The 25,211-nt window shown below is 62.0% G+C and carries 25 protein-coding genes; 13 read left to right on the top strand and 12 right to left on the bottom strand.

Annotation, left to right across the window (positions count from 1 at the left end; genetic code table 11):
* The first annotated feature begins 154 nt into the window (after nt 1–154).
* Nucleotides 155–985 carry a 23S rRNA (adenine(2030)-N(6))-methyltransferase RlmJ gene (locus FE851_RS16365; protein ID WP_145204752.1) on the top strand — a complete coding sequence of 277 codons (831 nt, stop codon included), beginning with the start codon at nt 155–157 and terminating at the stop codon, nt 983–985.
* Nucleotides 986–1,043: 58 nt separating this feature from the next.
* Entirely contained in the window at nt 1,044–2,324 is a 1,281-nt protein-coding gene (locus tag FE851_RS16360; protein ID WP_145204750.1) for a cation:proton antiporter, read from the top strand.
* 68 nt (nt 2,325–2,392) lie between these two features.
* Here FE851_RS16360 and FE851_RS16355 read toward each other — a convergent pair whose 3' ends face one another.
* The 4 genes from FE851_RS16355 to FE851_RS16340 all read right to left on the bottom strand — a co-directional run bounded on the left by FE851_RS16355 (nt 2,393) and on the right by FE851_RS16340 (nt 7,232).
* Entirely contained in the window at nt 2,393–4,516 is a 2,124-nt protein-coding gene (locus FE851_RS16355) for a TonB-dependent receptor (RefSeq protein ID WP_145204748.1), read from the bottom strand.
* A gap of 226 nt (nt 4,517–4,742) precedes the next feature.
* On the bottom strand, nt 4,743–5,237 hold the full coding sequence (locus FE851_RS16350) for a DUF3299 domain-containing protein (RefSeq protein WP_145204746.1): 495 nt from the start codon (nt 5,235–5,237) through the stop codon (nt 4,743–4,745).
* Between the two features lie 7 nt (nt 5,238–5,244).
* Nucleotides 5,245–6,564 (bottom strand): ABC transporter permease, encoded by a 1,320-nt coding sequence (locus tag FE851_RS16345; RefSeq protein ID WP_145204744.1) that lies wholly within the window; start codon nt 6,562–6,564, stop codon nt 5,245–5,247.
* Complete coding sequence (locus FE851_RS16340) at nt 6,561–7,232, bottom strand: ABC transporter ATP-binding protein (protein WP_017181309.1); 672 nt, start codon at nt 7,230–7,232, stop codon at nt 6,561–6,563. Before FE851_RS16340 ends, FE851_RS16345 begins: the two co-directional genes overlap by 4 nt.
* Before the next feature lie 225 nt (nt 7,233–7,457).
* Here FE851_RS16340 and FE851_RS16335 point away from each other — a divergent pair, with 225 nt between their 5' ends.
* From FE851_RS16335 to FE851_RS16325, 3 genes are all read left to right on the top strand, one after another.
* Complete coding sequence (locus tag FE851_RS16335) at nt 7,458–9,539, top strand: TonB-dependent receptor domain-containing protein (protein ID WP_145204741.1); 2,082 nt, start codon at nt 7,458–7,460, stop codon at nt 9,537–9,539.
* A gap of 122 nt (nt 9,540–9,661) precedes the next feature.
* Nucleotides 9,662–9,859, top strand: coding sequence for a hypothetical protein (locus FE851_RS16330; protein WP_145204738.1), 198 nt, complete (start codon nt 9,662–9,664; stop codon nt 9,857–9,859).
* 27 nt (nt 9,860–9,886) lie between these two features.
* Complete coding sequence (locus FE851_RS16325; RefSeq protein WP_186378870.1) at nt 9,887–10,504, top strand: class I SAM-dependent methyltransferase; 618 nt, start codon at nt 9,887–9,889, stop codon at nt 10,502–10,504.
* Nucleotides 10,505–10,525: 21 nt separating this feature from the next.
* Here the strand turns inward: FE851_RS16325 and FE851_RS26240 are convergent, their stop codons facing one another.
* On the bottom strand, nt 10,526–10,801 hold the full coding sequence (locus FE851_RS26240) for a hypothetical protein (RefSeq protein WP_186378897.1): 276 nt from the start codon (nt 10,799–10,801) through the stop codon (nt 10,526–10,528).
* Nucleotides 10,802–10,861: 60 nt separating this feature from the next.
* Here FE851_RS26240 and FE851_RS16315 point away from each other — a divergent pair, with 60 nt between their 5' ends.
* From FE851_RS16315 to FE851_RS16305, 3 genes are read left to right on the top strand one after another with little or no spacing between them, the layout of a single operon-like run.
* Complete coding sequence (locus FE851_RS16315) at nt 10,862–11,059, top strand: hypothetical protein (protein WP_145204733.1); 198 nt, start codon at nt 10,862–10,864, stop codon at nt 11,057–11,059.
* Nucleotides 11,050–11,247, top strand: coding sequence for a hypothetical protein (locus FE851_RS16310; RefSeq protein WP_145204733.1), 198 nt, complete (start codon nt 11,050–11,052; stop codon nt 11,245–11,247). The genes FE851_RS16315 and FE851_RS16310 overlap by 10 nt, the downstream gene beginning before the upstream one ends.
* Entirely contained in the window at nt 11,238–11,435 is a 198-nt protein-coding gene (locus FE851_RS16305; RefSeq protein ID WP_145204733.1) for a hypothetical protein, read from the top strand. The genes FE851_RS16310 and FE851_RS16305 overlap by 10 nt, the downstream gene beginning before the upstream one ends.
* A 119-nt stretch (nt 11,436–11,554) precedes the next feature.
* Here FE851_RS16305 and FE851_RS16300 read toward each other — a convergent pair whose 3' ends face one another.
* Nucleotides 11,555–11,959: a MerC domain-containing protein gene (locus FE851_RS16300; protein WP_145204731.1), complete on the bottom strand. Its 405-nt coding sequence runs from the start codon at nt 11,957–11,959 to the stop codon at nt 11,555–11,557.
* Between the two features lie 85 nt (nt 11,960–12,044).
* Between FE851_RS16300 and FE851_RS16295 the strand changes: the two genes are divergently transcribed.
* The 5 genes from FE851_RS16295 (at nt 12,045) to FE851_RS16275 (ending at nt 18,781) form a co-directional block, all read left to right on the top strand.
* Nucleotides 12,045–13,268: a GTP-binding protein gene (locus FE851_RS16295; protein ID WP_145204728.1), complete on the top strand. Its 1,224-nt coding sequence runs from the start codon at nt 12,045–12,047 to the stop codon at nt 13,266–13,268.
* Nucleotides 13,265–13,861: a DUF1826 domain-containing protein gene (locus FE851_RS16290; protein WP_145204725.1), complete on the top strand. Its 597-nt coding sequence runs from the start codon at nt 13,265–13,267 to the stop codon at nt 13,859–13,861. Before FE851_RS16295 ends, FE851_RS16290 begins: the two co-directional genes overlap by 4 nt.
* A gap of 75 nt (nt 13,862–13,936) precedes the next feature.
* A complete protein-coding gene (locus FE851_RS16285) occupies nt 13,937–15,991 on the top strand; it encodes a S46 family peptidase (RefSeq protein ID WP_145204722.1) in 2,055 nt (684 codons plus the stop codon).
* Between the two features lies 1 nt (nt 15,992).
* Nucleotides 15,993–16,817, top strand: coding sequence for a class I SAM-dependent methyltransferase (locus FE851_RS16280; protein WP_222422961.1), 825 nt, complete (start codon nt 15,993–15,995; stop codon nt 16,815–16,817).
* A 161-nt stretch (nt 16,818–16,978) separates the two neighbouring features.
* Nucleotides 16,979–18,781: a CocE/NonD family hydrolase gene (locus tag FE851_RS16275; protein ID WP_261371060.1), complete on the top strand. Its 1,803-nt coding sequence runs from the start codon at nt 16,979–16,981 to the stop codon at nt 18,779–18,781.
* 48 nt (nt 18,782–18,829) lie between these two features.
* On the opposite strand, the gene FE851_RS16270 is transcribed toward FE851_RS16275, so the two are convergent.
* The 6 genes from FE851_RS16270 to FE851_RS16250 form a co-directional block, all read right to left on the bottom strand.
* Entirely contained in the window at nt 18,830–19,855 is a 1,026-nt protein-coding gene (locus tag FE851_RS16270; protein ID WP_261371008.1) for a PhoX family protein, read from the bottom strand.
* Nucleotides 19,785–20,306 (bottom strand): PhoX family protein, encoded by a 522-nt coding sequence (locus FE851_RS26880; RefSeq protein WP_261371007.1) that lies wholly within the window; start codon nt 20,304–20,306, stop codon nt 19,785–19,787. Before FE851_RS26880 ends, FE851_RS16270 begins: the two co-directional genes overlap by 71 nt.
* A gap of 215 nt (nt 20,307–20,521) precedes the next feature.
* On the bottom strand, nt 20,522–21,649 hold the full coding sequence (locus FE851_RS16265; protein ID WP_103098074.1) for an IS5 family transposase: 1,128 nt from the start codon (nt 21,647–21,649) through the stop codon (nt 20,522–20,524).
* 138 nt (nt 21,650–21,787) lie between these two features.
* Nucleotides 21,788–23,038 carry a DUF3526 domain-containing protein gene (locus tag FE851_RS16260; protein WP_145204720.1) on the bottom strand — a complete coding sequence of 417 codons (1,251 nt, stop codon included), beginning with the start codon at nt 23,036–23,038 and terminating at the stop codon, nt 21,788–21,790.
* On the bottom strand, nt 23,035–24,477 hold the full coding sequence (locus tag FE851_RS16255; protein WP_145204717.1) for an ABC transporter permease: 1,443 nt from the start codon (nt 24,475–24,477) through the stop codon (nt 23,035–23,037). Before FE851_RS16255 ends, FE851_RS16260 begins: the two co-directional genes overlap by 4 nt.
* The gene (locus FE851_RS16250) at nt 24,474–25,211 is read right to left on the bottom strand and encodes an ABC transporter ATP-binding protein (protein WP_145204714.1); all 738 of its coding nucleotides are present in this window, start codon (nt 25,209–25,211) and stop codon (nt 24,474–24,476) included. The genes FE851_RS16255 and FE851_RS16250 overlap by 4 nt, the downstream gene beginning before the upstream one ends.

Genomic DNA, 25,211 nt, shown 5'->3' with positions numbered 1-25,211 from the left:
AATGGCCAACATACTGCTGAAGATGGCGGCTACGGATTTGAAGGTTTCCGCGTGACGCTATACGAGCATCCGATGTGTTGCTTCAATCGCCTCGTGCGCCGCTTCCGCACCCGGCGGCTCGTATGAAGGCAGATCGTCAGGATTTTGAATCTCAATGAATTATCGCCATTCCTTCCATGCCGGCAATAGCGCCGATGTCGTGAAACACAGCCTGCTGATCGCCCTTGTCCGGGCGTTGCAACAGAAAGAAGGCGCCCTGACCCTGATCGACACCCATGCCGGCTGTGGGCTGTACGACCTTGGCAGCGAGGAGGCACAACGCACCGGCGAGGCCATGCACGGCGTGCTGCGGGCGTTCGCCGACACCAACCCGTTACTGGACGACTATCGCGCCGCCGTGCGGGCAGTGAATGACGGGCCCGAACCACGCCTTTACCCCGGCTCGCCGCATATTCTGGCGCAGCTTCTGCGTCCGCAGGATTTCTTGATCCTGAACGAAAAACATCCTGAGGACGTTCATGCCTTGCGCAGCGCGATGCGCGGCACGTCCGCCGCCGTGCATCAGCGCGACGCCTACGAGCTATGGCTGGCATTGCTGCCGACCCGAACGCCGCGCGGCGTGGTGGTGGTCGATCCGCCGTACGAGCAGACCGACGAACGCGCCCGTATCACAGCCACTCTGGCCGCCGCTTCCCGCAAATGGGCGCACGGCGTCACGGTGATCTGGTATCCGCTGAAAGACCGCGCCACGCATTCACGGTGGAAGGACCAGTTGCGCAGGCTCGGCATCCCGAAGTTTCTGTGCGTGGAACATTGGTTGTACGATGACGACCAGTCCGGCATCTATAATGGAGCGGGTCTGTTTATCGTCAACCCGCCCTACGCCTTCACGCAGGCCCTGCCGCCGTTGCAAAACGCTCTGCGCGCCGCGCTGGCGCCGGAGGGGCATAGCGGCGAGATCACCTCCGATTGGCTGGGCAGGTAAAATCGCTGTCTTGCCATGGGTAATGTAGCCAATCCGACGGTTGCGTCGTTGTCAGGCGATGCAGCAAATCATTTCAGCACCTGACCCCTATATCCTGATCCTCACCGGCGCCGGGCTACTGATCGCGCTGGTGGCATGGCTTCCATTAGCGCTCAAGCGCCTTCCACTGTCCTTGCCCGTCGTCTGCATCGCCATCGGTATAGCCATATTTTCCTTGCCTGCGGTTACGCTGCGCCCCTTGCCGCTCACCTATCCCGAAGTGACCGAGCGCTTTACCGAATTCGTCGTAATCATCGCCCTGATGGGGGCCGGGCTGAAACTCGACCGACCTTTCAGTTGGGGCAAATGGAACATCACCTGGCGGCTGCTGGCCGTCACGATGCCGTTGGGTATCCTGGCCATAACGCTCATCGGTCAGTGGTGGCTTGGCCTCTCCTGGGTAGCGGCGCTGCTGCTGGCGGCCAGCCTTGCGCCAACCGATCCCGTGCTGGCTGCCGACGTCCAGGTGGGCCCACCCAAGTCCGGCGAAGAAGACGAGGTGCGGTTCGGACTGACCTCGGAGGCGGGACTGAATGACGGCCTGGCATTTCCATTCGTGCATCTCGCCATCGCCATGGGATTGGCGTCAACGACGGGCGAGCCCTGGGCTGCGCAATGGCTGTTGCACAATGTCCTGTGGGAAATTTCCGCGGGCGTTCTGGTTGGCTGGCTGATCGGCCGTCTGTTTGGGTGGCTGACCTTCCATATTCCCGCCGACACCCGATTGTCGAAGACCGGCGACGGACTGATCGCGATTTCCGCGACATTCATATCCTATGGCGTCACCGAAATCCTGCACTGCTACGGTTTCCTGGCCGTATTCGTGACCGCGCTAACGCTGCGGCGATCGCATCGGGATCATGCCTTCAACCGGCAAATGCACGATCTGACCGAACAAGTTGAGCGGTTGGCCATGATGGTGCTGCTTCTGCTGTTCGGCGGCGCGCTGTTGAGTGGCATGCTCTGGCCGCTGCGGTGGGTCGATGTAGCGGCGGCCATCGTCATCCTGCTGGTGGTCCGGCCCTTTGCCGGGCTGGTAGCCCTTGCCGGGTTCCGCGCGAGCCGGGCGGAAAAGAGAACTATCGCCTTCTTCGGCATCCGGGGCGTGGGATCATTCTACTATCTTGCATATGGCCTCAATCACCTGAAGATTGATGAGGGGCCTCGCCTGTGGGCCATCGTCGGTTTGGTGGCTTTGCTGTCAATCCTGCTGCACGGCCTGACCGTCACCCCCGCCATGCGGATGCTTGACCGCTGGCATGGTCGCGATCCCGACGGGAACGGTTCCGCCGCTCATTAAATCGGCCAACGAGCGCCGCTGCCTGATAGGATGTCCCGCCGCGGCAGCCGCGGCGGGACATCCGGCCTTCAGAAGCTGACGCGGGCCGTGACGCGGATGTCGCGTCCCGACAATGGCGCAAAGTCCTTCAGGAAGGAGGCATGGCGGCGGGCAACAACGTCGAAGATGTTGTTTGCCGACAGCGCAAAGCTCAGGGGACGCTCCATGCCCCAGGGGCGGTAGTTGACCTCGGCATTGACGATCGTGAAGCCCTTCGTTTCCGTCTCGAAGTCGGATATGCGCTTCTGGTCGTCCGTCCACTCGACCTCGCCGCGTACATCCACCTTGGGGCTGGTGACGCCCAGACCGCCGAGCACACGCAGCGGCGGGATGCGGGGCGCGGGGCCCTCGCCGACGATCCGGGCATGGACATAGTCGCCCAGCGCATCGGCGACGAGTTTCATCTCGCCGAATGTGGCGAGGGTAACCGAACCTTGCGCTTCAAACCCGTAATATCGCGCCTTCGCCTGATTGAACTGATAGACGGGCAGGCCATCCTCTTCCTCGCCGGTCAGCCCTTCATAGATGAAGTTGGAAAACCAGTTATGATAGGCGGAGGCTTCGAAACTGTAATTGTCGCCCTTCCCGCGCAACACAGCTTCCACCCCCAATGCGCGTTCGGTCTTGAAATCGGGATTGCCGACTTCGAACGCCTGCGTCCCGGCATGCGGACCATTCGCAAACAATTCTTCTGCCGAAGGCGCACGTTCGGACCGCGAGATGTTGGCGCCCAGACGCCAATTGTCATTCAAGCCATAGGACGCGCCGCCGGAGAAGGAGAAAGTGTCGAAGGTCCGCTTGCCCGAAAAGAACTGGTCCTGTTCTTCGAGCGGCAGCGCCTGCAACTCGCTATGCTCATAGCGCGCGCCCGCTTCCAGCTTCACCGGGCCATAATTGAGGGTCTGCAGGGTGAACGCGCCGAACTGCTGCGTGTCATTCTTGGGCAGGAAGGCTTCGTCGCCAACCACGTTGAAGTTTCGCGAATAATATTGAACGCCACTTGCGCCCTGCCACGGGCCACGATCGGCCTGCACCAGTTCGATGCGCCCTTCCATGCCCTTGTTGTAGAAAGCAGTGCCGACTGCGCCGTCCTCCTCCAGTTCGAAATGGCGATAGGCGGCATAGCTCGCGCGCGCGCGAATGGTCTTGAGGAAACCGCCGCCCGTCTCGACCTCCGCCCGCAAATCCAGTCGATCCTGCGCGAGATCGAGGCGCGGCGCCTCCTGTTCCTGGCCGGGTCGGGTCGCGTAACGAACGGGCACGCCATAGAGGCTATCATAGTGGCTGTAGGAAACGCCCAGATTGCCGGTCTCGGTAATCAGGGCAGCACCGACGCCTGCAGTCCAGGTCTTGGCCTGGCTGTTGGGCAGCTTGCCCCGGATAGCGGCGTTGCCGGCAAAATCGATGGCTTCCTCGCCCTCTGCCGGCTCTTCTGCGGGAAGCTGGCTGGATGCCAGCGCTTCCGCACGGGCACTGGGCGACAGGGCGTAGCCACCAATACGCATATTGTCGGATGTCAGATAGCTGCCGTCGGCGTGGACGACGAACTTGTCACCCAGCGGTACGTCGACCGAGCCCGCGCCGCTGCGCTCGTCGGCCGCGCTGCCATAGGTGGCGATCGCGTCGACATGAACAGGCTCTTCGGGCACGCTGCGCGGAATGCGCTTGTCAATGACGTTGACCACGCCGCCGATCGCCGACGCGCCGAACAGCAGCGACTGGGGACCGCGCAGCACCTCGATGCGTTCGGCCAGCAAAGGGTTGACCACAGGAGCGTGATCGACGCTGGTGTTGGACACGTCGATCGAGCCGATGCCATCGACCAGGACGCGGACGCGCTCCCCCTGAAGCCCGCGCAAAACCGGGCGGGACGCGCTGGGACCAAAGGAGGTCGCGGACACGCCGGGCGTATGCTGGAGCGTTTCGCCAATCGAAGGCCGAATGGCCTGGGTCAGCTCGCTGCCCTGAAGCACCGACGTGCCAGAGAGGATGTCGGACCGATCACGCTGGAAAGGCGCAGTCACGATGATGTTGGCAGGGGTTTGTTCGTGCGATCCCGCTGTGGCTGACCCGTCATCCTCCGCCAGAGCGGGATGGCTTAGCGTCAGGACCGCAATGGCCGAACAAGTAGATAGTAGAAAACTGATGCGCATGGGGTACCCTTTTTATGATCCGAACCTCGGATCCTCTCCTGAATGCGCTCTTGGCGCGTTCCCCTGTCGCGGCTCTCTTATGCGGCTTTGTTTTTAGATACAATATATCATAAACAAATCGTGTCAAAATATTGCTGGATCGGCGCAAAGGGTGGTGAGGGGCAGAAATCCGCAGCCGGATTATGCCTTGCCAGCGGGCTTCATGACCAAGCCCCCCCTCCGGGATTCAGGCCGGGCGCGCGTTCAATAGGCGATAGAAGATACCGCTTTCATCATAGCCGGTCAGTTGCAATGTCCCGGTTACGACATGCACCTTGCTTTCGTCGGTCGGGAAAGGAACGGCCGCATTGATCTCGATGAACTGATTGGGCAGCGCATGCATGTGGAAGGGGCAGCCGGGTGGATAGCCAAGCAGAACCCAATGTTTCTGCTTTAACCCATTGTCGAGCGGCATCATCCAGCCCGCAATCTTGATCTGCTTGCCATTGAGAGCCTTCACCGCCGGCGGAAAGCTCGGCTTGGTGTAGATCATCATCGTCGCCTCGTCCGTGCGGTCGTTCAGCTTCGTTTGCTGGAGCAAAGACCAGGGCGTGCCGCCCGCAGGCGTTTTTGCCGGTTGCCACACATCTTTGGTCGGGGCTGGCTTGCCCAGTTGCATCGCGGTGCCGACCGGAATCGCGGTCAGCGCCAGCAGGGCAGGCAAAATCAAAAGGCGCATCATGAACTCCTTAGCTGGATCGCGTCAGGCTGTCGGCCAGATCGAGGCGGAAGACGCGCAATGCTGGGATCAGGGATGCCACAAGGCCAATGACCAGGACCGCAAGCAGGATCGCTGCTTCACCAGGCAAAAGCGTGAAGGGATCGAATCCGAAATCCCTGAGCTGCTCGAAGCTATTGCGCGCCAACGCCAGCGCGCCATGGCCCAGCAGCAACCCCGCAAGCCCGCCAATGGCCGAAATGACGAGACCTTCAGCCATGATCGTTCCGAAAATCTGCGCGCGGCTGGCCCCCATGACGCGAAGCAACGCCAGATCGCCTTCCCGCGCCGACGCCGCCGCAAGCAAGGCGACAAAGATGGAAAGACCGCCGGTCGCCGCGAGCAGCCAGGCAAACGCGCGCGCACCATCGATGCCTACACCCAGAAGCGACAGGAGCCGGGCCGTCTCAACGGCGGGCACCGCAGCCTGCATGTTGGTTTGGCGGTTGATCATCGATGGTATGCGTACAGCGCCGAACGCGGACCTGTAGGATACCAGAAGCGCCGTAATTTCCGGCTTCAACTGTTCCCGCTCGGTCAGATTGGCAGGCCGATCATGCGCGTCATGATCCGCATCGTGATGCTCGGCCGCTTCATGCTGATCTGCACCCATCGCTCCATGCTCATGTGCGTGCTGGCCCTCGTGCAATTCCTCCTCGTCATGATGATCATGCTCGATGCCATGGACCTCCCAGGCGCTTTCCACATTGGAAAGGATGAGGCGATCCATCACAGATCCGGTAGGCGCGAGGATGCCGACGGTGGTAAAAGGAGTATGGTCATGATGGCCGGCATTTTCGTCTTCGGTCAGCCCATGCGACCCGACGAAGCGCTGTCCAAGCGTCATGCCGAGTTCTTCGGCCACCCGCGCGCCGATGACGACTTCCTGCGCCTTGGCGAACATCCGCCCCTGCGCCAGCTTCGCATCCTGAAGGCCAAGATAGGCCGGCTCGGTCCCGACGATCCGGAAACCCCGGAAATTGTCCCCCAGGGCAAGCGGGATAACCTGCCGCACGGATGGATCGCGACGGAGCAAGGCAATGCTGTCCAGGGGAATGTTTCCCGTGGGCGTATCCATCTGGTAGATGCTGGACAGGATCAGTTGCAGCGGCGACCCCTTGGCCCCCACGACCAGATCGACGCCGCGTGCGTCGCGCTCGAAGCGATCGCCCAATTGGGTGGATACCGACAACAGCATGACGAGCATGGCAACGGCCAATGACAGCAGCAGGATGTTGAGCGCGCTCATCAGCGGACGATCGCGCAGATAGGCCAGGGCAACGCGGATCATTGGATCGTGCCCCCTTGGGCGCCCAGAGTGATGGTATGCGGGATCAGCTTTCTAAGGCGCTGATCGTGGGTTGCGATCAGCAGGGTCGAACCGTTGCGATCCGCCGCTTCGATCAGCAGCGAAGCCACCCGCGCAGCATTGTCATCGTCCAGTGCCGATGTAGGTTCGTCCGCGATCAGCAGGCTGGGCCTGCCTATGAGCGCGCGCGCGATGGCCGCTCGCTGGGCCTCGCCCTGGCTCAGGCGACGGGGCTTGGCGGCGGCGCGGTGGGCGATCCCCAACTGGGCAAGCAGCCCGTCAATCGCATCGTTCGTCGTGGGATGACCGCTCAGCCGTCCGGCCAGATGCAGATTCTGCCGCACGGTCAAAGCCGAAACAAGGCGCAGCGACTGGAAGATCAGGCCGATCTTGTTCCGCCGAAGGGCATCGCGCGCCGTTTGGCTGCGCCCTGTCATGGCCTCGCCATCAACCATGATCTGGCCCTTGTCAGGTGCCAGCAGCCCGGAAATGGCGTGAACCAATGTCGTCTTGCCCGATCCTGACGGTCCCAGGAGCAAATGATGCACACCACGGTCCAGCCGGATCGCCAGGTCATTCAGGACCGGCGTCGGGCCGTAACCATGGGTCAATCCGGCGATATCCAGAACCGGCGTAGCGGGGGATTGCATATTGTCTCCCAAGAAGATGGCCGTGAAACCTTGGCTGAATGTCACGGTGTATCATAACGATCAACTGTGCAAGCTTCCACTCCTGTCACGCCGCAAAAGCGAGAAACATTATGTAACCAACTGGAAACAATGATTTATTCTGCAAAATTTTTGCCGATCCGGGGTTGTTTCATGATATGATATTACGTAACTGCGCCCTACTCAAATCATTGCAGGGGCATTTTTGTGAGAAATCACCTTCATTATCTATGTGCCGTATCGCTCATCGCGATCGCACCCGGTACGGCAGTTGCCCAGGCGGGCGGTCATGGCAAGAACGACATTGTGGTGACGGCGGCGCCATTGGGCCAGACGGCCGATGAAACCGTTACGCCGGTCGTCACGCTCACAGGGGAAGAACTGATCCACCGTCGCGCGGCGACTCTGGGTGAAACGCTGGCCGGCCAGCCTGGCATCAATTTCGAGAATTTCGGCGGCGGCGCCAGCCGTCCGATCATTCGCGGCCAATCCTCGCCCCGCGTGCAGGTGCTGAGCGACAGCGCCAATGTGCAGGACGCCTCGGCGATCTCGCCGGACCACAATGTCACGGGCGAACCGCTATTGCTGCGCGGGATCGAGGTGCTGCGCGGTCCGGCGACCCTGCTCTACGGTAGCGGTGCGATCGGCGGTGCGGTCAACCTGCTGGATGAAAAGGTGCCAACCTACGTTCCGGAAGGGGGCATCACCGGCGCAGCCGAAGGCCGCTTGGGCACGGGCGATGACGAGCGCAGTCTCGTAGGCGGTGCGACCGTGGGCGTCGGGCCGCTGGCGCTGCGTGTTGAAGGCGTCCACCGCCGCTCCGACGACTATCGGGTGCCTCGCGCCTTTGGGGAGGACAGAGTGCATGGCTCCTACAATGACACATCGACCTTCAGTGTCGGGGGAAGCTGGATCGGCCCGGACGGCTATCTGGGCGTTGCCTATACCCGCCAGCGCAATGAATATGGCGTGCCGGGCCACAATCATGATTATGAAAGCTGCCATCCCCATGGCATCGGCCTGCATTGCGGCAGTCATGGAGAAGAAGAGGAGCATGATCACGATCATGATCATGAACACGACCATGAGGAGGAAGTGCCGTTCGTAAAGCTGCGGAGCAATCGCTTCGACATTCGCAGCGATTATAACAATCCGGTGCCCGCGCTGGAGAAGGTACGCTTCCGCCTGTCCTTCACCGACTATGCCCATGATGAGATCGAGGATGGGGAAGCGGAAAACACCTTCCTCAACAAAGCCCACGACCTGCGTGTGGAACTGACCCATGCGCCGCTGGGGGGCTTGCGCGGCACGTTCGGCATCCAACAGAGCGGCAGCCGGTTCCAGGCGATCAGCGGCGGCGAGACTCACACGCTGAATACGGACAGCAGCAATACCGCGATTTTCCTGATGGAGACCTATTCGCTCGGCCCTGTCCGGCTGGAGGCAGCGGCCCGGCAGGAATGGCAGACGGTAAAGTCGCTGATCACGCGCTATCCATCGATCAGGCACAAGCCCTTTTCGGCATCGGCCGCCGCGATCTGGAATGTAGGCAGCGATTACTCGCTCGCGCTGTCGCTGGCGCATACCGAACGCGCGCCTTCGGTGCAGGAACTTTATGCCTATGGCCTGCACCTTGCCACCAACACCTATGAGATCGGGATCGTCAGCGGCAACAGCCGCCTTGCCGAAAAAGTATCGCAAGGCGTTGAAAAGGCGAATTCGGTCAACCTGACGCTGCGCAAGACGACAGGGCCGACGACCTTCACCATCGGCGCCTATCATCAGGACTTCGACAATTATATCTACGCCCAGACGCTCGACCAGTTCGAAGATTTCCGTCTGATCCGCTATGCCGGGGCAGAGGCGACCTTCACCGGCATCGATGGGGAAGTGCGTCATGCCTTCAACGATCAGTTCGCCCTGTCGGTGTTCGGCGACTATGTTCGCGCCAAGCTGAAAAATGGCGGCGGTGACCTGCCGCGTATTCCGGCCGGGCGCCTTGGCGCACGCGGCGATGCGCATGTCGGGCCGTTCACGGCGGATGCGGAATATTATCATGTGTTCGAACAGGACCGGATCGCAGCCTTTGAAACGCGCACGCCGGGCTATGACATGGTCAATGCGACGCTCGCCTATCGCCTCGAACTGGGGGACAAGCGCAGCGCGGAACTGTTCGTGCGCGGCACCAACCTGACCAACGCGTTGGCGTATAACCATAGCTCGTTCATCAAGACCTTCTCTCCGTTGCGCGGCCGCAACTTCGTGTTCGGCCTGCGGGGGGCATTCTGAGCAAGACGGAAGAAATAGCGCGGCGACCGTCCGCGCTGTTCCGCCATATCGAGGCGCTTCAGGGCGATCGGCCCTGGGGCACCTTTCTGGACGCGGGAACAGGCACCAATTCGATCGGCTGGATGTCGGGACTTGCGACCGATCGCTGGGTCGCCGTCACCGGCGCGGCGGGCCATGCCGTTCAGGTGCGTGACGCCTCGGATCGCGTTCGCCGACCGCAGGACAGGATCATCGTCGGCAACTGGGCTGATCCTGTCTCTTATACACATCTAGATGTGTATAAGAGACAGGGCGCTGGTAGCGGATGGAGATGTGTATAAGAGACAGGGCGCTGGTAGCGGATGGAGATGTGTATAAGAGACAGGGCGCTGGTAGCGGATGGAGATGTGTATAAGAGACAGCCGCAGGACAGGATCATCATCGGCAACTGGGCTGATCCGACACTGCTGGCAGGTGAGCGTTGCGATACCATTCTCGCCGATTATCTGATCGGGGCGATTGAAGGCTTCGCGCCCTATTTTCAGGAACGCATGTTCGCCCGCCTGCGGGCATTGGCGCGCGGGCGGCTCTATCTGATCGGGCTGGAACCCTATATCACTGAGCGTGCCGGGACGCGCGATGGCCAAATCCTGGGCGACATCGGGCGATGGCGCGACGCGGTCCTGCTCCATGCGGGCGAGCGGCCCTATCGCGAGTTCCCGATGGAATGGGTGCTGGAACAGATGACGGCATCGGGTTTTCGCATCGTGAACGCGCATCGCTTCCCCATCCGCTACCAGCGCCGGTTCGTGAACAGTCAGATCGACATGTGTGCGCCGCGGCTTTCAAGGCTTGGGGATCGGTCGCTGGCGGCGGCGCTGCACGCGCGGGGCGAAGCCTTGCGACAGGACGCCTTGGCCATCATCGCGCGCGAAGGCGGGCTGCGGCATGGCTTTGACTATGTGATCGCGGCGGAGGCAGGCTGAGCGGTCCGCAGCACGGGGGCGTTACCGGGAAATGCGGATTGCTCCCCTTTTAGCCTGTCTCTTATACACATCTAGATGTGTATAAGAGACAGGCCCAGAACAACACCAACCGGCGCTCCGCCATCGACAGGCGCGCGACACGCCATCCCGGCTACGGCCTCTCCCAGAGATGTGTATAAGAGACAGGCCCAGAACAACACCAACCGGCGCTCCGCCATCGACAGGCGCGCGACACGCCATCCCGGCTACGGCCTCTCCCAGAGATGTGTATAAGAGACAGGCCCAGAACAACACCAACCGGCGCTCCGCCATCGACAGGCGCGCGACACGCCATCCCGGCTACGGCCTCTCCCAGAGATGTGTATAAGAGACAGGCCCAGAACAACACCAACCGGCGCTCCGCCATCGACAGGCGCGCGACACGCCATCCCGGCTACGGCCTCTCCCAGAGATGTGTATAAGAGACAGGCCCAGAACAACACCAACCGGCGCTCCGCCATCGACAGGCGCGCGACACGCCATCCCGGCTACGGCCTCTCCCAGAGATGTGTATAAGAGACAGGCCCAGAACAACACCAACCGGCGCTCCGCCATCGACAGGCGCGCGACACGCCATCCCGGCTACGGCCTCTCCCAGAGATGTGTATAAGAGACAGGCCCAGAACAACACCAACCGGCGCTCCGCCATCGACAGGCGCGCGACACGCCATCCCGGCTACGGCCTCTCCCAGAGATGTGTATAAGAGACAGGCCCAGAACAACACCAACCGGCGCTCCGCCATCGACAGGCGCGCGACACGCCATCCCGGCTACGGCCTCTCCCAGAGATGTGTATAAGAGACAGGCCCAGAACAACACCAACCGGCGCTCCGCCATCGACAGGCGCGCGACACGCCATCCCGGCTACGGCCTCTCCCAGAGATGTGTATAAGAGACAGCCGTTCATCACCGCCGCGCATCCCGATCCCTTCGACATCCCTCTACGGGATCCCGGAATCAGCAATGCCACATCAAGGCAAGCGCCTTTTTCCGCAGCCTGTTAGACGCCGCTCATGCGCCGGCTTTCCGGCTTTGGCTTGCTAGCCGCAGCCCTTGCCAGTTCAGCGCATGACCGATCGCCAGCAAAAGCACGCCAGGGACGGTAAACGCTGTTTCCATCCATTCCGATGATGTCGCAAGTGCGCCGATTGCCATCAAGGCAAGGCCCGGCAGGGCCATGAACAGAGGGGTGGCAGCCCTGTGATGTCGATAGCCAGCAGACAGCGCCACCAGACTGACCGGCGCCGCAAAGACAAGCGCCCAGACATGAAAGGCTTCCGGCACGACCAGAAATGCCCCCAGCGCGGGCAGCAGCATGATCAGCAGCGGCAGGGCCAGACAATGAATGAGGCAGGCAAAGGATGCTCCGATCGCCAGCCCGTCGAAGAGCGGCTGCCTGGAGGACAATAGTTTCATGACATTCTCCGACCGACGCTGGACAGACGTCGCGCATATCCGTATCAGAGATGATATACCGTCACATAAAGGTCAAGGGCAGAATATGGCTTCCACTGACAATCGGCTTCCGGTCACCGTGCTTTCGGGCTTCCTTGGCGCGGGCAAGACCACCACCCTCAATCACATCCTCGCCAATCGCGAGGGACGGCGCGTCGCGGTGATCGTCAATGACATGTCGGAAGTCAATATCGACGCCGATCTCGTGCGCGGCGGCGACGCGGCGCTCGCGCGCAGCGAGGAGAGCCTGGTCGAGATGACCAATGGCTGCATCTGCTGCACCCTGCGCGATGACCTTCTCAAGGAAGTGCGCGCCCTTGCCGAGGCAGGCCGTTTCGACAGCCTGGTGATCGAGAGTACCGGCATCTCCGAGCCTCTGCCGGTCGCTACCACCTTCTCTTTCCGCGACGAGGAAGGGAACAGCCTCGGCGACGTCGCCCGACTCGACACGATGGTCACGGTGGTCGATGCGCTCAACCTGCTTAACGACTATTCCAGCCAGGACTTCCTGGCTGATCGCGGCGAAAGTCTGGGCGAAGATGACACACGCAGTCTGGTCGGTCTGCTGGTTGAGCAGATCGAATTTGCCGATGTGGTCGTGATCAACAAGGCAAGCGCTGTGCCTCCTGAACAGCTTGCGATCGTCAAGAAGCTCGTCGCCTCGCTCAATGCCGATGCGCGCATCATCACCTGCGATCATGGCAAGGCGCCGCTCGATGCCATGCTCGACACCGGCCTGTTCGACGAGGAAAAGGCCGCGGAGCACCCGCTCTGGGCCAAGGAGCTGTACGGTTATGCCAACCATCAGCCCGAAACCGAAGAATATGGCATAGAAAGCTTCGTCTATCGCGCGAGCCAGCCCTTTGACCCGGCGAAGCTTCACGCCTTCCTGACCGATGGCGGACTCGACAATGTCGTGCGCGCCAAAGGCCATTTCTGGCTGGCGACGCGACCCGACTGGGTCGGCGAACTGGCCGTCGCCGGCGCGCAGACGATGACGGCGCGGATGGGACGCTGGTGGGCATCCTTCCCGAAGAACCACTGGCCTGACGATGATCGCTTCGAACGCTTCGTCGCACAGCATTGGAACGATGTCTGGGGCGACCGGCGGCAGGAACTGGTGTTCATCGGCATCGGCATGGACGAAGCGCGCATCCGCGCCCGGCTCGATGCTTGCCTGCTCCCGGTCAAGCGCTTCACGCCAGAGATGTGGACCGGCCTGCGCGACCCCTTCCCCAGCTGGGAGCCGCAGCTGGAGGCCGCGGAATGACCGTGCAGGCAATGTGCAGCACGGCGGTCGTGACGGACCTTGACGCCAATATTCTGGCGCGAATCCGGGAACCGGACGTACATCTGGCGCTGTGGCGCAGGCCGCTACCCGGCAGCCTTTCGCCTTTATCATCGCTCAATTGGGAAGAGATCGACGATATCGACGAACCGATCTCACGCGACACGCTGGCGACCGACATTCCTGCCCTTGTCCAGGCAGCAGGCTATGACGCAATGGTCGATGCGCTAACAAATGAGATCGTGCCGCTATGCCAGCGCTTTGCCGACATCATGGATTGCGTCCAGATGAGATTACGTCTGGAAGTGATCGAGACGGACGCGTGCCGGAAATTTCATGCCGACAATGTTTCCGCACGCTTGCTGATGCCGTTGGTCGGACCCGGCACGCAATGGATACATGCCGGGGGCGATGAGAGCATTTACGCGCTGCAACCGGGCGAAGTCGGATTGTTCAAGGGCTGGAGATGGACCGAGAATCCGCGCATTCTCCATCGCTCGCCTCCCGTCGCGGCAACAGGCGCAACCCGCCTGCTCTTCGCGCTCAATCCCGTCGAACGGAACGAAGGCGCCTGAAGGCGATTTTTTCCTCGATCTTCGACGACAGATGCCCAACATTGCATGAATAAATTTCGACCCGGAGGCAGGTGCATGACGTTCCTTCACACATTGGCGCGGTATCCCGCCATCCTCTCGCTCGCGATCATCGCAGCCGGTCCAGCCGCAGCTGAGGAAGGCATGTGGACCTTCGATTCATTTCCGGCAAAATCCGTGCGCGATCGCTATGGCTGGGCCCCCGATCAGGCTTGGCTGGACCATGTCCGCAAATCAGCGGTCCGGCTGACCGGCGGCTGTTCGGCAAGCTTCGTATCGAGCGCAGGCCTGATTCTCACCAATCACCACTGCGTTGCGAGTTGCCTGTTCGACAACAGCACCGCACAAGCCGATTTGCTCGACAAGGGTTTCATCGCTGCCCGCCGCGAAGATGAAAAGCTGTGCCCCGGCCAGCAGGCTGAAATCGTGACCGCCATCGCCGATGTCACCGGATCTGTGCAGAACGCCTATAAGGGCATGTCAGGCGAAGCGCTGACCCGCGCGCGCGACGCCGCCATTGCGAAGGTGGAGGCGGATGGCTGCCCCGATCGCAAGACGACGCGGTGCCAGGTCGTAACCCTGTTCGGTGGGGGACAGTATAAGCTGTATACCTATCGCAAATATTCCGACGTGCGGCTGGTATGGGCGCCGGAGGACCGGGCAGCGACCTTCGGCGGTGATCCAGACAATTTCAACTTTCCCCGCTACTCGCTCGATGCCAGTTTCCTGCGTGCCTATGAAAACGGGAAGCCGGTCAAGCCTTCCGATCATCTCACCTGGAGCCCGCGTGCGCCCAAGCAGGATGAACTGACCTTCGTCGTTGGTAATCCGGGCTCAACGGCGCGGCTATGGACGCAGAGCCAGTTCGCGTTCGAGCGCGAAGTACGCCTGCCAATCACGGTCGCTGTCCTGTCCGAACTGCGCGGACGACTGATCGCCGCGATGGAAACCAGCCCGGAAAGGCAGCGCGAAGGGCTCGATATGCTAAACGGCATCGAAAACTCGCTCAAAGTCTATATCGGCCGGACCAAGGCGCTGAACGACCCCGATTTTACCGGCGGGCTGGCTAAGGCAGAAACGGATCTGCGCGGGCGCAGCGGCGGCAATGCGGCCATAGGCGACCCATGGAAGGATGTGAGCGCGGCCGTACAGGCCTATCGCACGCTCTACCTCCCCTACCGTTTCATCACGCCATCGAGCGATCTTTATGGCTATGCCGAAGCCCTGGTGATGGCGGCGAAGGAAAAGGCCAAACCCAATAGCGAACGCTTGCCGGGCTACACTGACAGCGCGCTGCCGCTGCTGGAAAAGCAGATATTGGACAAGCGGCCGCTCTATCCATGGCTGGAAAAGCTGCAACTGTCCTGGAGCCTGTCCAAGGCGCGCGAATATCTGGGCGTGGACGATCCGGATACGCAATTGCTGCTGGGCAAGGAGAGTCCCGAACAACTGGCCGAACGGCTGGTGTCGCAGACCCGTCTTTCCGACCCTGAATATCGTCGCCAGCTATGGGAAGGCGGGTTGCAGGCGATAGAGGCGTCCAAGGATCCGCTGATCCAATATGCCCTGAAACTCGAACCGCGTCAGCGCGCCCTCAAACGTCTGGTCGACGAAAATTACCAGGGACCATTGACCGCAGCCGGCGGCAAGCTCGCCGAGGCGCGCTTCGCGGCCTATGGCGACGCGCTCTATCCCGACGCGACCTTCACCCTGCGCATCAGCTATGGCCAGGTGAAAGGCTGGACCGAACGCGGCAAGCCGGTCCCCTATTCCACGACCATGGGTGGCACGTTCGATCGCGCGACCGGCAGCGCACCGTTCGACCTGCCAACGGCTTTTGCCGCGCATCGTGGCGCAATCGATCCCGCTACAACCTATGATTTCGTGACCACCAACGACATTATCGGGGGCAATTCCGGCAGTCCCGTCATCGATCGCAGCGGCGCGGTGATCGGCGCGGCCTTTGATGGCAACATCCATTCGCTGGGCGGCAATTACGGTTATGATCCGTCGCTCAACCGCACCGTGGTCGTTTCGACCGATGCGGTGCAGGAAGCGCTGGAGAAACTTTACCCCGCGCCTTGGCTGGTGACCGAACTCAAGGCGCGCTGACGTGGCGCAACCCATTCAGACGGCAGCCTATTGGGACGAAACGGCGGATGCCTATGTCATGGGCGCGGAGCCGTTCACGGGCCAATTCTGCCGCGATGCCGTGGTGCTGGCCGATATCGAGCCGGGGATGTCCCTGCTCGACATCGCAACCGGTCCCGGCGCGCTGGCGCTAGCCGCGGCGGCGGCTGGCGCAAATGTCACCGCCGTCGATTTTTCCACGGGAATGATCGATCGCCTCACCGTCCGGTCTGCCGGCCTTGCTATCGAGGCCCGGCAGATGGATGGTCAGGCGCTCGATTTGCCGTCAGACCATTTCGATCGCGTCTGCTCGGTCTTTGGGGTACCGCTATTCCCTGATTGGCGCGCAGGCCTTGCGGAAATGGCGCGCGTACTGCGCCCCGGCGGCCTTGCCGTGCTTGGTGTGGCGGCAAACCCCTATGGCTTCGGCCCCAACCAGCTATTGGCGCAGGCGCGGCTGACACTATGGCCCGACGTCGCGATCGACATGGGTATTCCCGGCATGATGGCGCTGGATGACGGCGATCGCCTCATCGCCGCGCTCGAAGCCGCGGGGCTGGTGCAGGTTGTGCTGCACAGTCGAACCCATGACATTCTCCTGCCCGCCGATATATTGGGCAGCGACAGCGCGATGATCGGTTCGAACCCGTTGATCGCCGGACTGAGCGAGGACGATCGCCGCGCCGTCATCGCACAGGCGGAAACGATGCTGGATCGATGGCGCGAGGACGATATCATCCGCATGCCGGGGACTGCGCATCTGGCGGTCGCGACCAAGCCGACCAACACAGGGTTCGACGCCGCATAGGATGATGTGTCGCATCGGGAGGACAATAGGACATGATCAACAACGAGAAATTCAAGACTTCCTTCCGCCGCCAATTGGCCAGCGCAATATGCCTGTCCTTCTGCGGATGGACGCTGTCGGCTGCCGCAGCGCCGACGCAGCAGGCACCGCTGACCGACACGATGATGAACGAGCAGGTCAAGGCCTATGACTGGGTCCGTCCGCAGGCCGACTATGTGCGCAAGGTGGTGATGATCCCCATGCGCGACGGCAAGAAGCTCTATACGGTCATTGTCTATCGCAAGGGCGTGACCGATGCGCCGATCCTGCTGAGCCGCACACCCTATAATGCCGACAAGTCGACGAGCCGCAACCGCAGCCAGAAGATTGAAGAGATACTGCCCGTCATGGACGCGGAGTTCGTCAATGACGGCTATATTCGCGTTTATCAGGACGTGCGTGGCCTTGACGGGTCGGAGGGCGACTATGTCATGAACCGCCCGCTGCGCGGCCCCCTTAATCCTACCAAGGTCGATCACGCCACCGATGCCTATGACACGATCGACTGGCTGGTGAAGAATGTGAAGGAGAGCAACGGGAACGTCGGCATCACCGGCTCCTCCTATCTGGGCTTCACCTCGCTGATGGCGCTGGTCGATCCGCATCCGGCGCTGAAGGCGGCGGTGCCGCAAAGTCCGATGGTCGACGGATGGATGGGCGACGACTGGTTCCACAACGGCGCGTTCCGCACCTTCGGCTTCGACTACGATCTTGGCCAGACTGTGAAGAAGGGCGGCGGCCCGGTGCCCAAGGGCACGGGGGATGAATATACCGCCTATCTGGAAGCGGGATCGGCGGCTGACTATGCCAGGGCCTACGGCCTATTGGACCTTCCGGTGGTGCGCAAGGTATTGGAGCATCCCAGCTACGATGCATGGTGGCAGGGGCAGGCGGTCGACAAATTGCTGGAGAAGCGGAAGCTGACGGTTCCGACCATGTTGGTCGTTGGCCAATGGGATCAGGAGGACAGCTACGGCGCCCCGGCAGTCTATCATGCGCTGGAAAAGCAGGACACGGCCAATGACATGGTCAGCCTCGTCATCGGCCCGTGGCGCCATTCCCAGGTCAATTACGAAGCACGCGCGCTCGGCCCGCTAACCTGGGAAGGCGACACGGGGCTCCAGTTCCGCACGCGCTACATGAAGCCATTTCTGGATTGTCATCTCAAGACCAACCCGTCCCCCTGCAACACGCCGCCGGTTCTGACCTATGCGACCGGCGCAAACCGCTGGGACGTGTCGCAGCATTGGCCGGCAGGCACACCGACCCCCCTCTATCTGGGCGCAAATTTCGGCCTTTCTTGGACGAAGCCCGAGGCGGGCAGCGACAGCTATGTCTCCGATCCCGCCAAGCCCGTGCCGATGCTGCCCCGTCCGATCCATATGCAGGGCGAGGAGTGGCGCACCTGGCTGGTCCATGATCAGCGTTTCGTCGATGGGCGTCCCGATGTGTTGAGCTACACAACCGGCATACTCGACAAGCCGGTACACATCATGGGGGCGCCCAAGGTGGACCTGCGCGCGGCGACCACGGGACGCGACAGCGATTTCGTGGTCAAGCTGATCGACGTCTATCCCGATGAATATTCCCCCAATCCCGCCATGGCCGGCTACCAGCTCGGCATCGGCATCGAGATATTCCGGGGCCGCTACGTAAACGGTTTTGCCACCCCCGCGCCGCTGGAGCCGGGAAAGACATATGCCTTCCAGTGGTCGCTCCCCAATGTCGACCATGTGTTCCTGCCGGGCCACAGGATCATGGTGCAGGTGCAGTCGAGCCTGTTCCCGCTATATGATCGCAACCCCCAAAGCTGGGTGAACTCGATCATGGAAGCCAAGCCCGAAGACTATGTGAAGGCAACCGAGACGATCCACCGGGGCGGCGAGGCAGCCAGCGCCGTCTGGCTGCCTGTCGTTCCGGACTAGATCATCGAATGACCTGTGGCGATGCCTGGAGGTTCGGGGCGGACGGTGTCACTGAACGACCGTCTGCCAAGGGCCGGTTATCGCCAAAGTCTTGGCGGGACTATAGGCGTTGACATAAAGGGTGCGACCATCCGGCGAGAAGCAGGCGCCGGCAAGTTCGGTCTGCATCTTGAGCGCGCCAAGGACGTAAGTGGCACCGGCCGGCGTCACGCCAATCAGGCGATTGGCGACGACATCCGTATATTGATCCTCGCAAACGACCAGATGGCCCGTTGGCGCGACCGTCAGATTGTCGCCAAAGTCCAGCATCGTCTTGGCACGGGATTCGACGAAGAGCTGGAGCCGGTCTGCGGCGCTTCCCGCCCTCGGCGCGCCGGGTCGCAGGCGCATGATCTGGCCCAGCTTGGCTGATCCCCCGGATGTGCAGCAGAAAAATAGTTCGCCATCGCCCCAATGAATGCCCTCGCCCCGCGCAAAACGCAGCGCCCCTGCCCGATTGCCGCGAAGACGCAAATCATCGTCAGGTGCGTCCGTGCCATCCAGGTCGATCCAGCGAACCGGCAGCCATTGCCCCTGCGCCATGTCTTCCCCGGTCCAGTTGCGGCTGTCGGTGCGCGCGGGATCGAGCAATGCCAGCGCCTGAAGGCGGCCGCCCTTGAGCAATTGTCCGCGTTCGTTGGGAAGGAAGCGATAGAGCAGCCCATCGTCCCGATCCTCTGTGAGATAAACGATGCCGGTGCGCGGATCGACGGCAGCGGCTTCGTGATTGAACCGGCCCATGGCGCGGATCGGCTGCGGGTCCACCAATCCGCGCGCGGCGGCGGGTACTTCAAAAACCCAGCCATGATCCTGCCCGACGCCATTGCCCGCGCGCGTCATATCTTCCTCGCAGCTCAGCCAACTGCCCCATGGTGTCGTTCCGCCCGCGCAGTTGCGGATCGTTCCTGCCAGGCTGAGATGCTGGGAGACGATGTCCCCATTTGCATCACCCAGGACCTGTCTCTTATACACATCTAGATGTGTATAAGAGACAGGTTCCTGCCAGGCTGAGATGCTGGGAGACGCTGTCCCCATTTGCATCACCTAGGACGATTGTCGTCGTTCCGCCAGGCAGCGCGCGACCATCGGACAAGCGGGCAAAGGTGGGGAAATCGGCATTCCGCCCCCGCATCGCACCGTCATCAATCCTGTTGATCGGCAATTCGTGATTGCGCACGAGTGCGTGCCGACCGCCGGGAAGCGCGAAGCAGCCCATGCCGTCAGCCCGGTCGGGCACGAAACGGCCATCGCTCATCCTGTCACCGAACTGGGATATGACCCGGTAGGAAAAGCCCGCCGGCAGGTCGATCAGTCCCGCCGGGTCGGCAATGGTCGGGCCGTAGCCCAGCGCCGGGCGCGCGGGGCTGACCAGCATGGCGGACCGCTGAGCGCAACCGGCCACTGCCAAGCCCCCGATCGCCGCCGCCAACCCGGCGGCGAAACGGCGGCGATCAACCTGCGCGGCTTCGGTCAGCGGTCGTTCCATTACATCTCTGCTCACGTCATGCCTCAAATTCGTGAAACAATATCCGCGGTCGTCGTCCGACCCTGATGACGGTTTAGCAGGCTGCGGAAAAAGGCGCCGCAGTGGTCACCGTCGATCTGCGTTCGAAGGAGGGGGACTGGTCTGTCGCTCGTTTCAGGGTGAAATTCGGAGATACCGGCCACGTTGGCGCGGTCGTGGTGACGTGAGCGACACGATTAGGCCGCGGCCAGAAGTTTTGGCAGTCTGATGAGGTTGTAGGCGGCAGCGGTGAGCGTAAAGGACCATCCGACGCGGTCCTGGCCTCGATGGCGGGTCTTTCGCATGGTGCCGCAGGTCTTCGTCCATCCGAACACCTCCTCGATCCGCTTGCGGATTTTCTGGGAGAGGCCGTAGCCGGGATGGCGTGTCGTGCGCCTGTCGATGGCGGAGCGCCGGTTGGTGTTGTTCTGGGCTACGTGCGGGGTGACCTCCATCTCGCGCAGCGCCGCGACGAAGGCGGCGGTGTCGTAGTTCTTGTCCGCGCCCAGTGTAATCCGGTGGCGTCCTTCCATGCGGCCCAACATGGTCAGCGCGGCCTCGCGTTCGGCGGTGCCGGTGGCGTGGGTGAGGATCGCATCGACGACGAGGCCGTTGCGGTTCTCCATCAGGACATGGCCCATGTGGCACAGCTTCGCTGCCTGGCCGCGCGCCTTCTTGAATAGTCGGGCATCAGGATCTGTGGTCGATGCATGGGTTGCATTGCTGCGCTTCTCGCCGCGAAAATCGCGTTCGGCATTACGGTCGGTCGGCGCTGCTGCCTGCTCGCTGCGGCTGGAAGCCAACCCGGCGTCATCGTCATCTCCGGGGCCGCCTTCATCCTTGGGTCTGAAGCTTTTCGCGCTTGCCCACGCTTCGATCAACGTGCCGTCCACCGAGAAATGATCGTCCGAAAGAAGAGCTTGCACGCGTGGCTGGTTGATGATGGCCGACAGGAGCTTGGCGGCAACGTCCCCGGACAGCAGCCTCTCGCGGTTCTTGGTGAAGACCGTGACATCCCAGATCGGCGCATCCATCGCCAGGCCGACGAACCAGCGAAAGAGCAGGTTGTAGTCCATCTGCTCCATCAACTGGCGTTCCGAGCGGATCGAATAGAAGGCCTGCAGGAGCAAGGCCCGAAGAAGTTTCTCGGGTGGGATCGACGGCCTCCCGATACGAGAATACAGGCCGTCGAAGTCCGCGGACAGCACTTCGAGCGCTTCATCGACAATCGCCCGGATCGCGCGAAGAGCATGGTTCGCCGGCACCCGAGCCTCGCAACTCACGTACGAGAACAGCCCCTCGCTCCGTTCATCACCGCCGCGCATCCCGATCCCTTCAACATCCCTCTACGGGATCCTGGAATCAGCAATGCCACATCAAGGCAAGCGCCTTTTTCCGCAGCCTGTTAGACTTTAACTGCGTCACGCATGTGACCCTGTTCAAACCGCACCACGCCTACGCCATCAGCCTTCGAATTTCGGCGCCTTGTCAAAGTCGGCCTTTCCGAACGGTGTGTCGGTGAACAGATAGCCATAGTAGAAATTGCGGAGCCGCTTGTGAAAGGCGCGGATCCGGTCCTGATAGGCAAGCTGCGCCTGCATATCCGTTTGGGCAAGTCGCGCGAGCACGGACTGAACCCCGACCGAAGGCAGCAGCCAGCCAATAGCATGAGCGGTCGCGTCACGCGCCTCTATGGCGTTGCGATAGTCCGCGACTTTTTTCGCAACGCTCTCGTCACCCACCTGATGGAAGGCGAGATACCATTTATAGTGGAAGGCGGCGGGCAGAGGCGGGCTGTCCTTCCATTCGGGATGATTGGCGTAAAAGGCCCGCATCGTATCTTCGCGCGGAATATCCCAGGCGCGGTTCACCGCCTCTCGCTGGGCCAGGCTTATTTCGACACCCTGACCGACCGGAATCGCCCGGTTGATCGCGACATGCGCAATAGTCGGCAGGATCAGCGTCAGCACCAGCCACAAGCCCGCCAGCGTCGCAGCATTGGCGACCGAACTCCAGCGCAGTCGTCCGATCAGCAGCGTGACGCCGATCCAGAAGATGAGGTAGAGGGCAACGAGACCCAGCACGGCGAGCAACTGAGCGACGGGCACATGCGACAGGATCGCACCGGCCGAAAGCGGCACGCCGAGCGCCAGGAACAGCAGTCCGCCGCGCAAGCCTACGCGCCGCGCCCACAGATGACGCCCCGTTCCTACCAGCGCGTCGAGCATACGCAGTCGGCCCGCCTCCCGCTCGCCCGACACCAGGTCGTGGAACAGAGCAATCACGAAGAGCGGCGTCAGATAGACAAGGACGAAGGAGAAATCGAAACGGCCGGGCAGAGCCAGTTCCGGATTGAAGGCTTCGCCGTCATAGAGCTGCGCTTCCAGTCCCAGCGCCCGGACCCGCAGGATATAGGGTGCGACATCCCGCAGGCCGAGCGCTGCGAAGGCCAGCGGCGCTGGCGTGTCCCAGGTCGCATGGAAGCTGTAATAGGCGGCGCTTCCAGCATCCTTGTCCCTGTCGACCCATTGGGCGATGCTGGCGATATCCTGCGCCTGCTTTGGCTGGATACGCGCGATGACTTCACGCTGACGACTTATCTCCGCCATCCCTGCCGCCACGGCGGCACAGGACAGAAGAGCGACGAGCAGCAACGCCAGCGCAGCCATGCGCGAGCGCAGCAACAGGCGCAGTTCGTGGGCGATCAGGGTCATGAACGGGCTTTCTGAAGATGACGTGCGACGGGCACCAGCGCCAGCGCGGCGAGTATGAGCCAGCTAAGAAGCAAGCCAAGCCCCGGCAGGCTGGCTTTCACCAGTTCGGCAGCGCTGGCCGCCTTGAAGCGGAAGGGCGGAATTTCGTGCCAATGCCCGGCGGAGATGCGCTTGCGCTGATCGGCCCCTGCGTCGCTCGCGGTGTCATTGGCGTAGCTGACGGCATCGGCCTGAAGCCGGTTCAGCCGCTGCACCATATCGTAGCGATAGGCCTCCGCCTGCGTGAGGAAACGGCGATGCCCTTCCAGATCGGTGCCAGCCGCCGCCATGGACAATTGCCGCAGCGAAATGGCGGGGCTGACGATGCCAAAGCCGTCCGTCAGTCGGCTCTGCGCCCGCTGGACGCCAAAACTGCGATCGGCATAATCGTCAAACAGGCGCGACGTGAGCTTTTCGCCCTCCACGGCCAGCAGCCCCTTATAGTTGACCGGCAGATCCTCGACCCGCGTCACCCCATATTGCTGCAACGTCCTTTGCTTGAACGCTGTGAAAAAGGGATCGTCGGGATTATGACTGTCGCCCAGCTTGTGCAGATCATGCGCGATGGCAATGTCGGTTTCCAGGCGCGTGGGCAGCATATGCGTCTGCGATGCCACGTCCGGCGCAATTCGCGGAACGAGGATCACCAGGACCGCCCATAGCGCGAGCAGCGCCAGCAGCGCGTCGCGGCCGCGCTTCACCAGTCCGGAAATGAGGATGGTGATGATCGCCCATAGCGCCAGATAGGCGGCATAACCGATGGCGATCACCAGCATGGGGCCGGCGAGCGCCCCCGGCTGCCCGGCGATCAGCAGGAAAGCGATCATGGCGGGAAGCCCCACCAGGGCCGCGACCATGGCCAGCGCAAGCAGCTTGCCCAGGATCAATGCGCGTGCGGATACGCCCTGCGCCAGCATCTGGCGCAGGGTACCGCGTTCCCGCTCGCGTGCGACCGCCCCATAGCCCAGGAAGATCAGCAGCAGCGGCGCAATGACCTGCAAGACGAACGCAGGCGTCAACTGGCCGAAGCGGACCAGCAAGGAGGATTGGCGGACATCGCCGAAATTGGCGCTGTTCTGGCGATGACCTTCCAGGAACATGCTGTTCCCGGCGAAGGCGTCCACGCCCGGATCGAAGGCGGCGAGCGGTCCCAACGGACGAAAGATGAAATTGCCATAATGGACCATCCGGTGCGGGTGGCGATCGGGCTGCGCCTCAAACGCTTCGCTGGCCTGCGCCTGAAAGCGGGCGCGGGTTTCGGCAATGGATCGCTGGTGAGACCAGCTGATGAGCGCTGCTGCCAGCGTCAGCAGAACGAGCAGCGCAAAGGCGATGACAGCAACCCGGTTGCGCCGCATCAGGCGTAGTTCATCGCGCGCGATCAGGCTGATGGCGCTCATGCGGCGACGACCTCCCGCGCGAATTTCCTGTGCAGTTCGCGCACGTCGAACCGCTCTTCGCCCTGCGCCGCTGCTTCATCGACGATGCGACCGGACTCGAGAAAACCAATGCGATCGGCAATGTCGGCCGCCGACAACAAGTCATGCGTCACCATCAGTACTGCCGCACCTTTCCGGGCGACATCATGGACCAGCTTGTTGAACCCGGCGGTGGCGCGGGGGTCAAGGCCGGAAGAAGGCTCGTCCAGCAACAGCACCGGCACTTCGCGCAGCAACGCGATGGCGATCGCCACCTTCTGCCGCATGCCCTTGGAAAAGCCGCCAAGCCGCTTGTCCCAGGCCGCATTCTGCAATCCGGTCGCCTCGAACGCGCCGTCAATGGCGTCCCGCGATGGGTGACGACCCGCCAGCGCCAGCAGGTATGCGGCATTTTCCCGTGCTGTCAGATGCTCGTAGAGGGCGACATTCTCCGGCACATAGGCGATCTGTTCCCGCGCCTTGTCCGGTGCCCCTGCCGGGTCATGCCCTGCGACCAACACGGTTCCGCTGTCGGGTCTGGCAAAGCCAAGCAATGTGGACATGGTCGTCGATTTGCCTGCGCCGTTGCCGCCCAGCAGCGCGTAAATTTCTCCTGCATCGACATGCAGGCTGAGGCCGCGCAGCACATGATGGCTGCCATAGGACAGGTTGACGTCGGACAAGAGGATGCGCTGGCCGATTGCGGTCAGGGACAT

This window comes from Sphingobium sp. B2 (assembly GCF_007693735.1).
Classification (GTDB): domain Bacteria; phylum Pseudomonadota; class Alphaproteobacteria; order Sphingomonadales; family Sphingomonadaceae; genus Sphingobium; species Sphingobium xenophagum.
The sequence above is the reverse complement of the archived record's forward strand: the minus strand, read 5'-3'. Positions and strand labels throughout refer to the sequence as shown.

Excerpts from the sequence above, each read along its gene's own strand:
- FE851_RS16305 (WP_145204733.1), top strand. The coding sequence starts at position 11,238 with ATGTGTATAAGAGACAGGCCCAGAACAACACCAACCGGCGCTCCGCCA.
- FE851_RS16325 (WP_186378870.1), top strand. The coding sequence starts at position 9,887 with ATGTGTATAAGAGACAGGGCGCTGGTAGCGGATGGAGATGTGTATAAG.
- FE851_RS16350 (WP_145204746.1), bottom strand. The coding sequence starts at position 5,237 with ATGATGCGCCTTTTGATTTTGCCTGCCCTGCTGGCGCTGACCGCGATT.
- FE851_RS26880 (WP_261371007.1), bottom strand. The coding sequence starts at position 20,306 with ATGGAACGACCGCTGACCGAAGCCGCGCAGGTTGATCGCCGCCGTTTC.
- FE851_RS16365 (WP_145204752.1), top strand. The coding sequence starts at position 155 with ATGAATTATCGCCATTCCTTCCATGCCGGCAATAGCGCCGATGTCGTG.
- FE851_RS16355 (WP_145204748.1), bottom strand. The coding sequence starts at position 4,516 with ATGCGCATCAGTTTTCTACTATCTACTTGTTCGGCCATTGCGGTCCTG.
- FE851_RS16330 (WP_145204738.1), top strand. The coding sequence starts at position 9,662 with ATGTCGGGACTTGCGACCGATCGCTGGGTCGCCGTCACCGGCGCGGCG.
- FE851_RS16315 (WP_145204733.1), top strand. The coding sequence starts at position 10,862 with ATGTGTATAAGAGACAGGCCCAGAACAACACCAACCGGCGCTCCGCCA.
- FE851_RS16295 (WP_145204728.1), top strand. The coding sequence starts at position 12,045 with ATGGCTTCCACTGACAATCGGCTTCCGGTCACCGTGCTTTCGGGCTTC.
- FE851_RS16260 (WP_145204720.1), bottom strand. The coding sequence starts at position 23,038 with ATGACCCTGATCGCCCACGAACTGCGCCTGTTGCTGCGCTCGCGCATG.
- FE851_RS16255 (WP_145204717.1), bottom strand. The coding sequence starts at position 24,477 with ATGAGCGCCATCAGCCTGATCGCGCGCGATGAACTACGCCTGATGCGG.
- FE851_RS16310 (WP_145204733.1), top strand. The coding sequence starts at position 11,050 with ATGTGTATAAGAGACAGGCCCAGAACAACACCAACCGGCGCTCCGCCA.
- FE851_RS16285 (WP_145204722.1), top strand. The coding sequence starts at position 13,937 with ATGACGTTCCTTCACACATTGGCGCGGTATCCCGCCATCCTCTCGCTC.
- FE851_RS16250 (WP_145204714.1), bottom strand. The coding sequence starts at position 25,211 with ATGTCCCTGACCGCAATCGGCCAGCGCATCCTCTTGTCCGACGTCAAC.
- FE851_RS16265 (WP_103098074.1), bottom strand. The coding sequence starts at position 21,649 with ATGCGCGGCGGTGATGAACGGAGCGAGGGGCTGTTCTCGTACGTGAGT.
- FE851_RS16340 (WP_017181309.1), bottom strand. The coding sequence starts at position 7,232 with ATGCAATCCCCCGCTACGCCGGTTCTGGATATCGCCGGATTGACCCAT.
- FE851_RS16270 (WP_261371008.1), bottom strand. The coding sequence starts at position 19,855 with ATGGGGACAGCGTCTCCCAGCATCTCAGCCTGGCAGGAACCTGTCTCT.
- FE851_RS16345 (WP_145204744.1), bottom strand. The coding sequence starts at position 6,564 with ATGATCCGCGTTGCCCTGGCCTATCTGCGCGATCGTCCGCTGATGAGC.
- FE851_RS16300 (WP_145204731.1), bottom strand. The coding sequence starts at position 11,959 with ATGAAACTATTGTCCTCCAGGCAGCCGCTCTTCGACGGGCTGGCGATC.
- FE851_RS16290 (WP_145204725.1), top strand. The coding sequence starts at position 13,265 with ATGACCGTGCAGGCAATGTGCAGCACGGCGGTCGTGACGGACCTTGAC.
- FE851_RS16360 (WP_145204750.1), top strand. The coding sequence starts at position 1,044 with ATGCAGCAAATCATTTCAGCACCTGACCCCTATATCCTGATCCTCACC.
- FE851_RS16275 (WP_261371060.1), top strand. The coding sequence starts at position 16,979 with ATGATGAACGAGCAGGTCAAGGCCTATGACTGGGTCCGTCCGCAGGCC.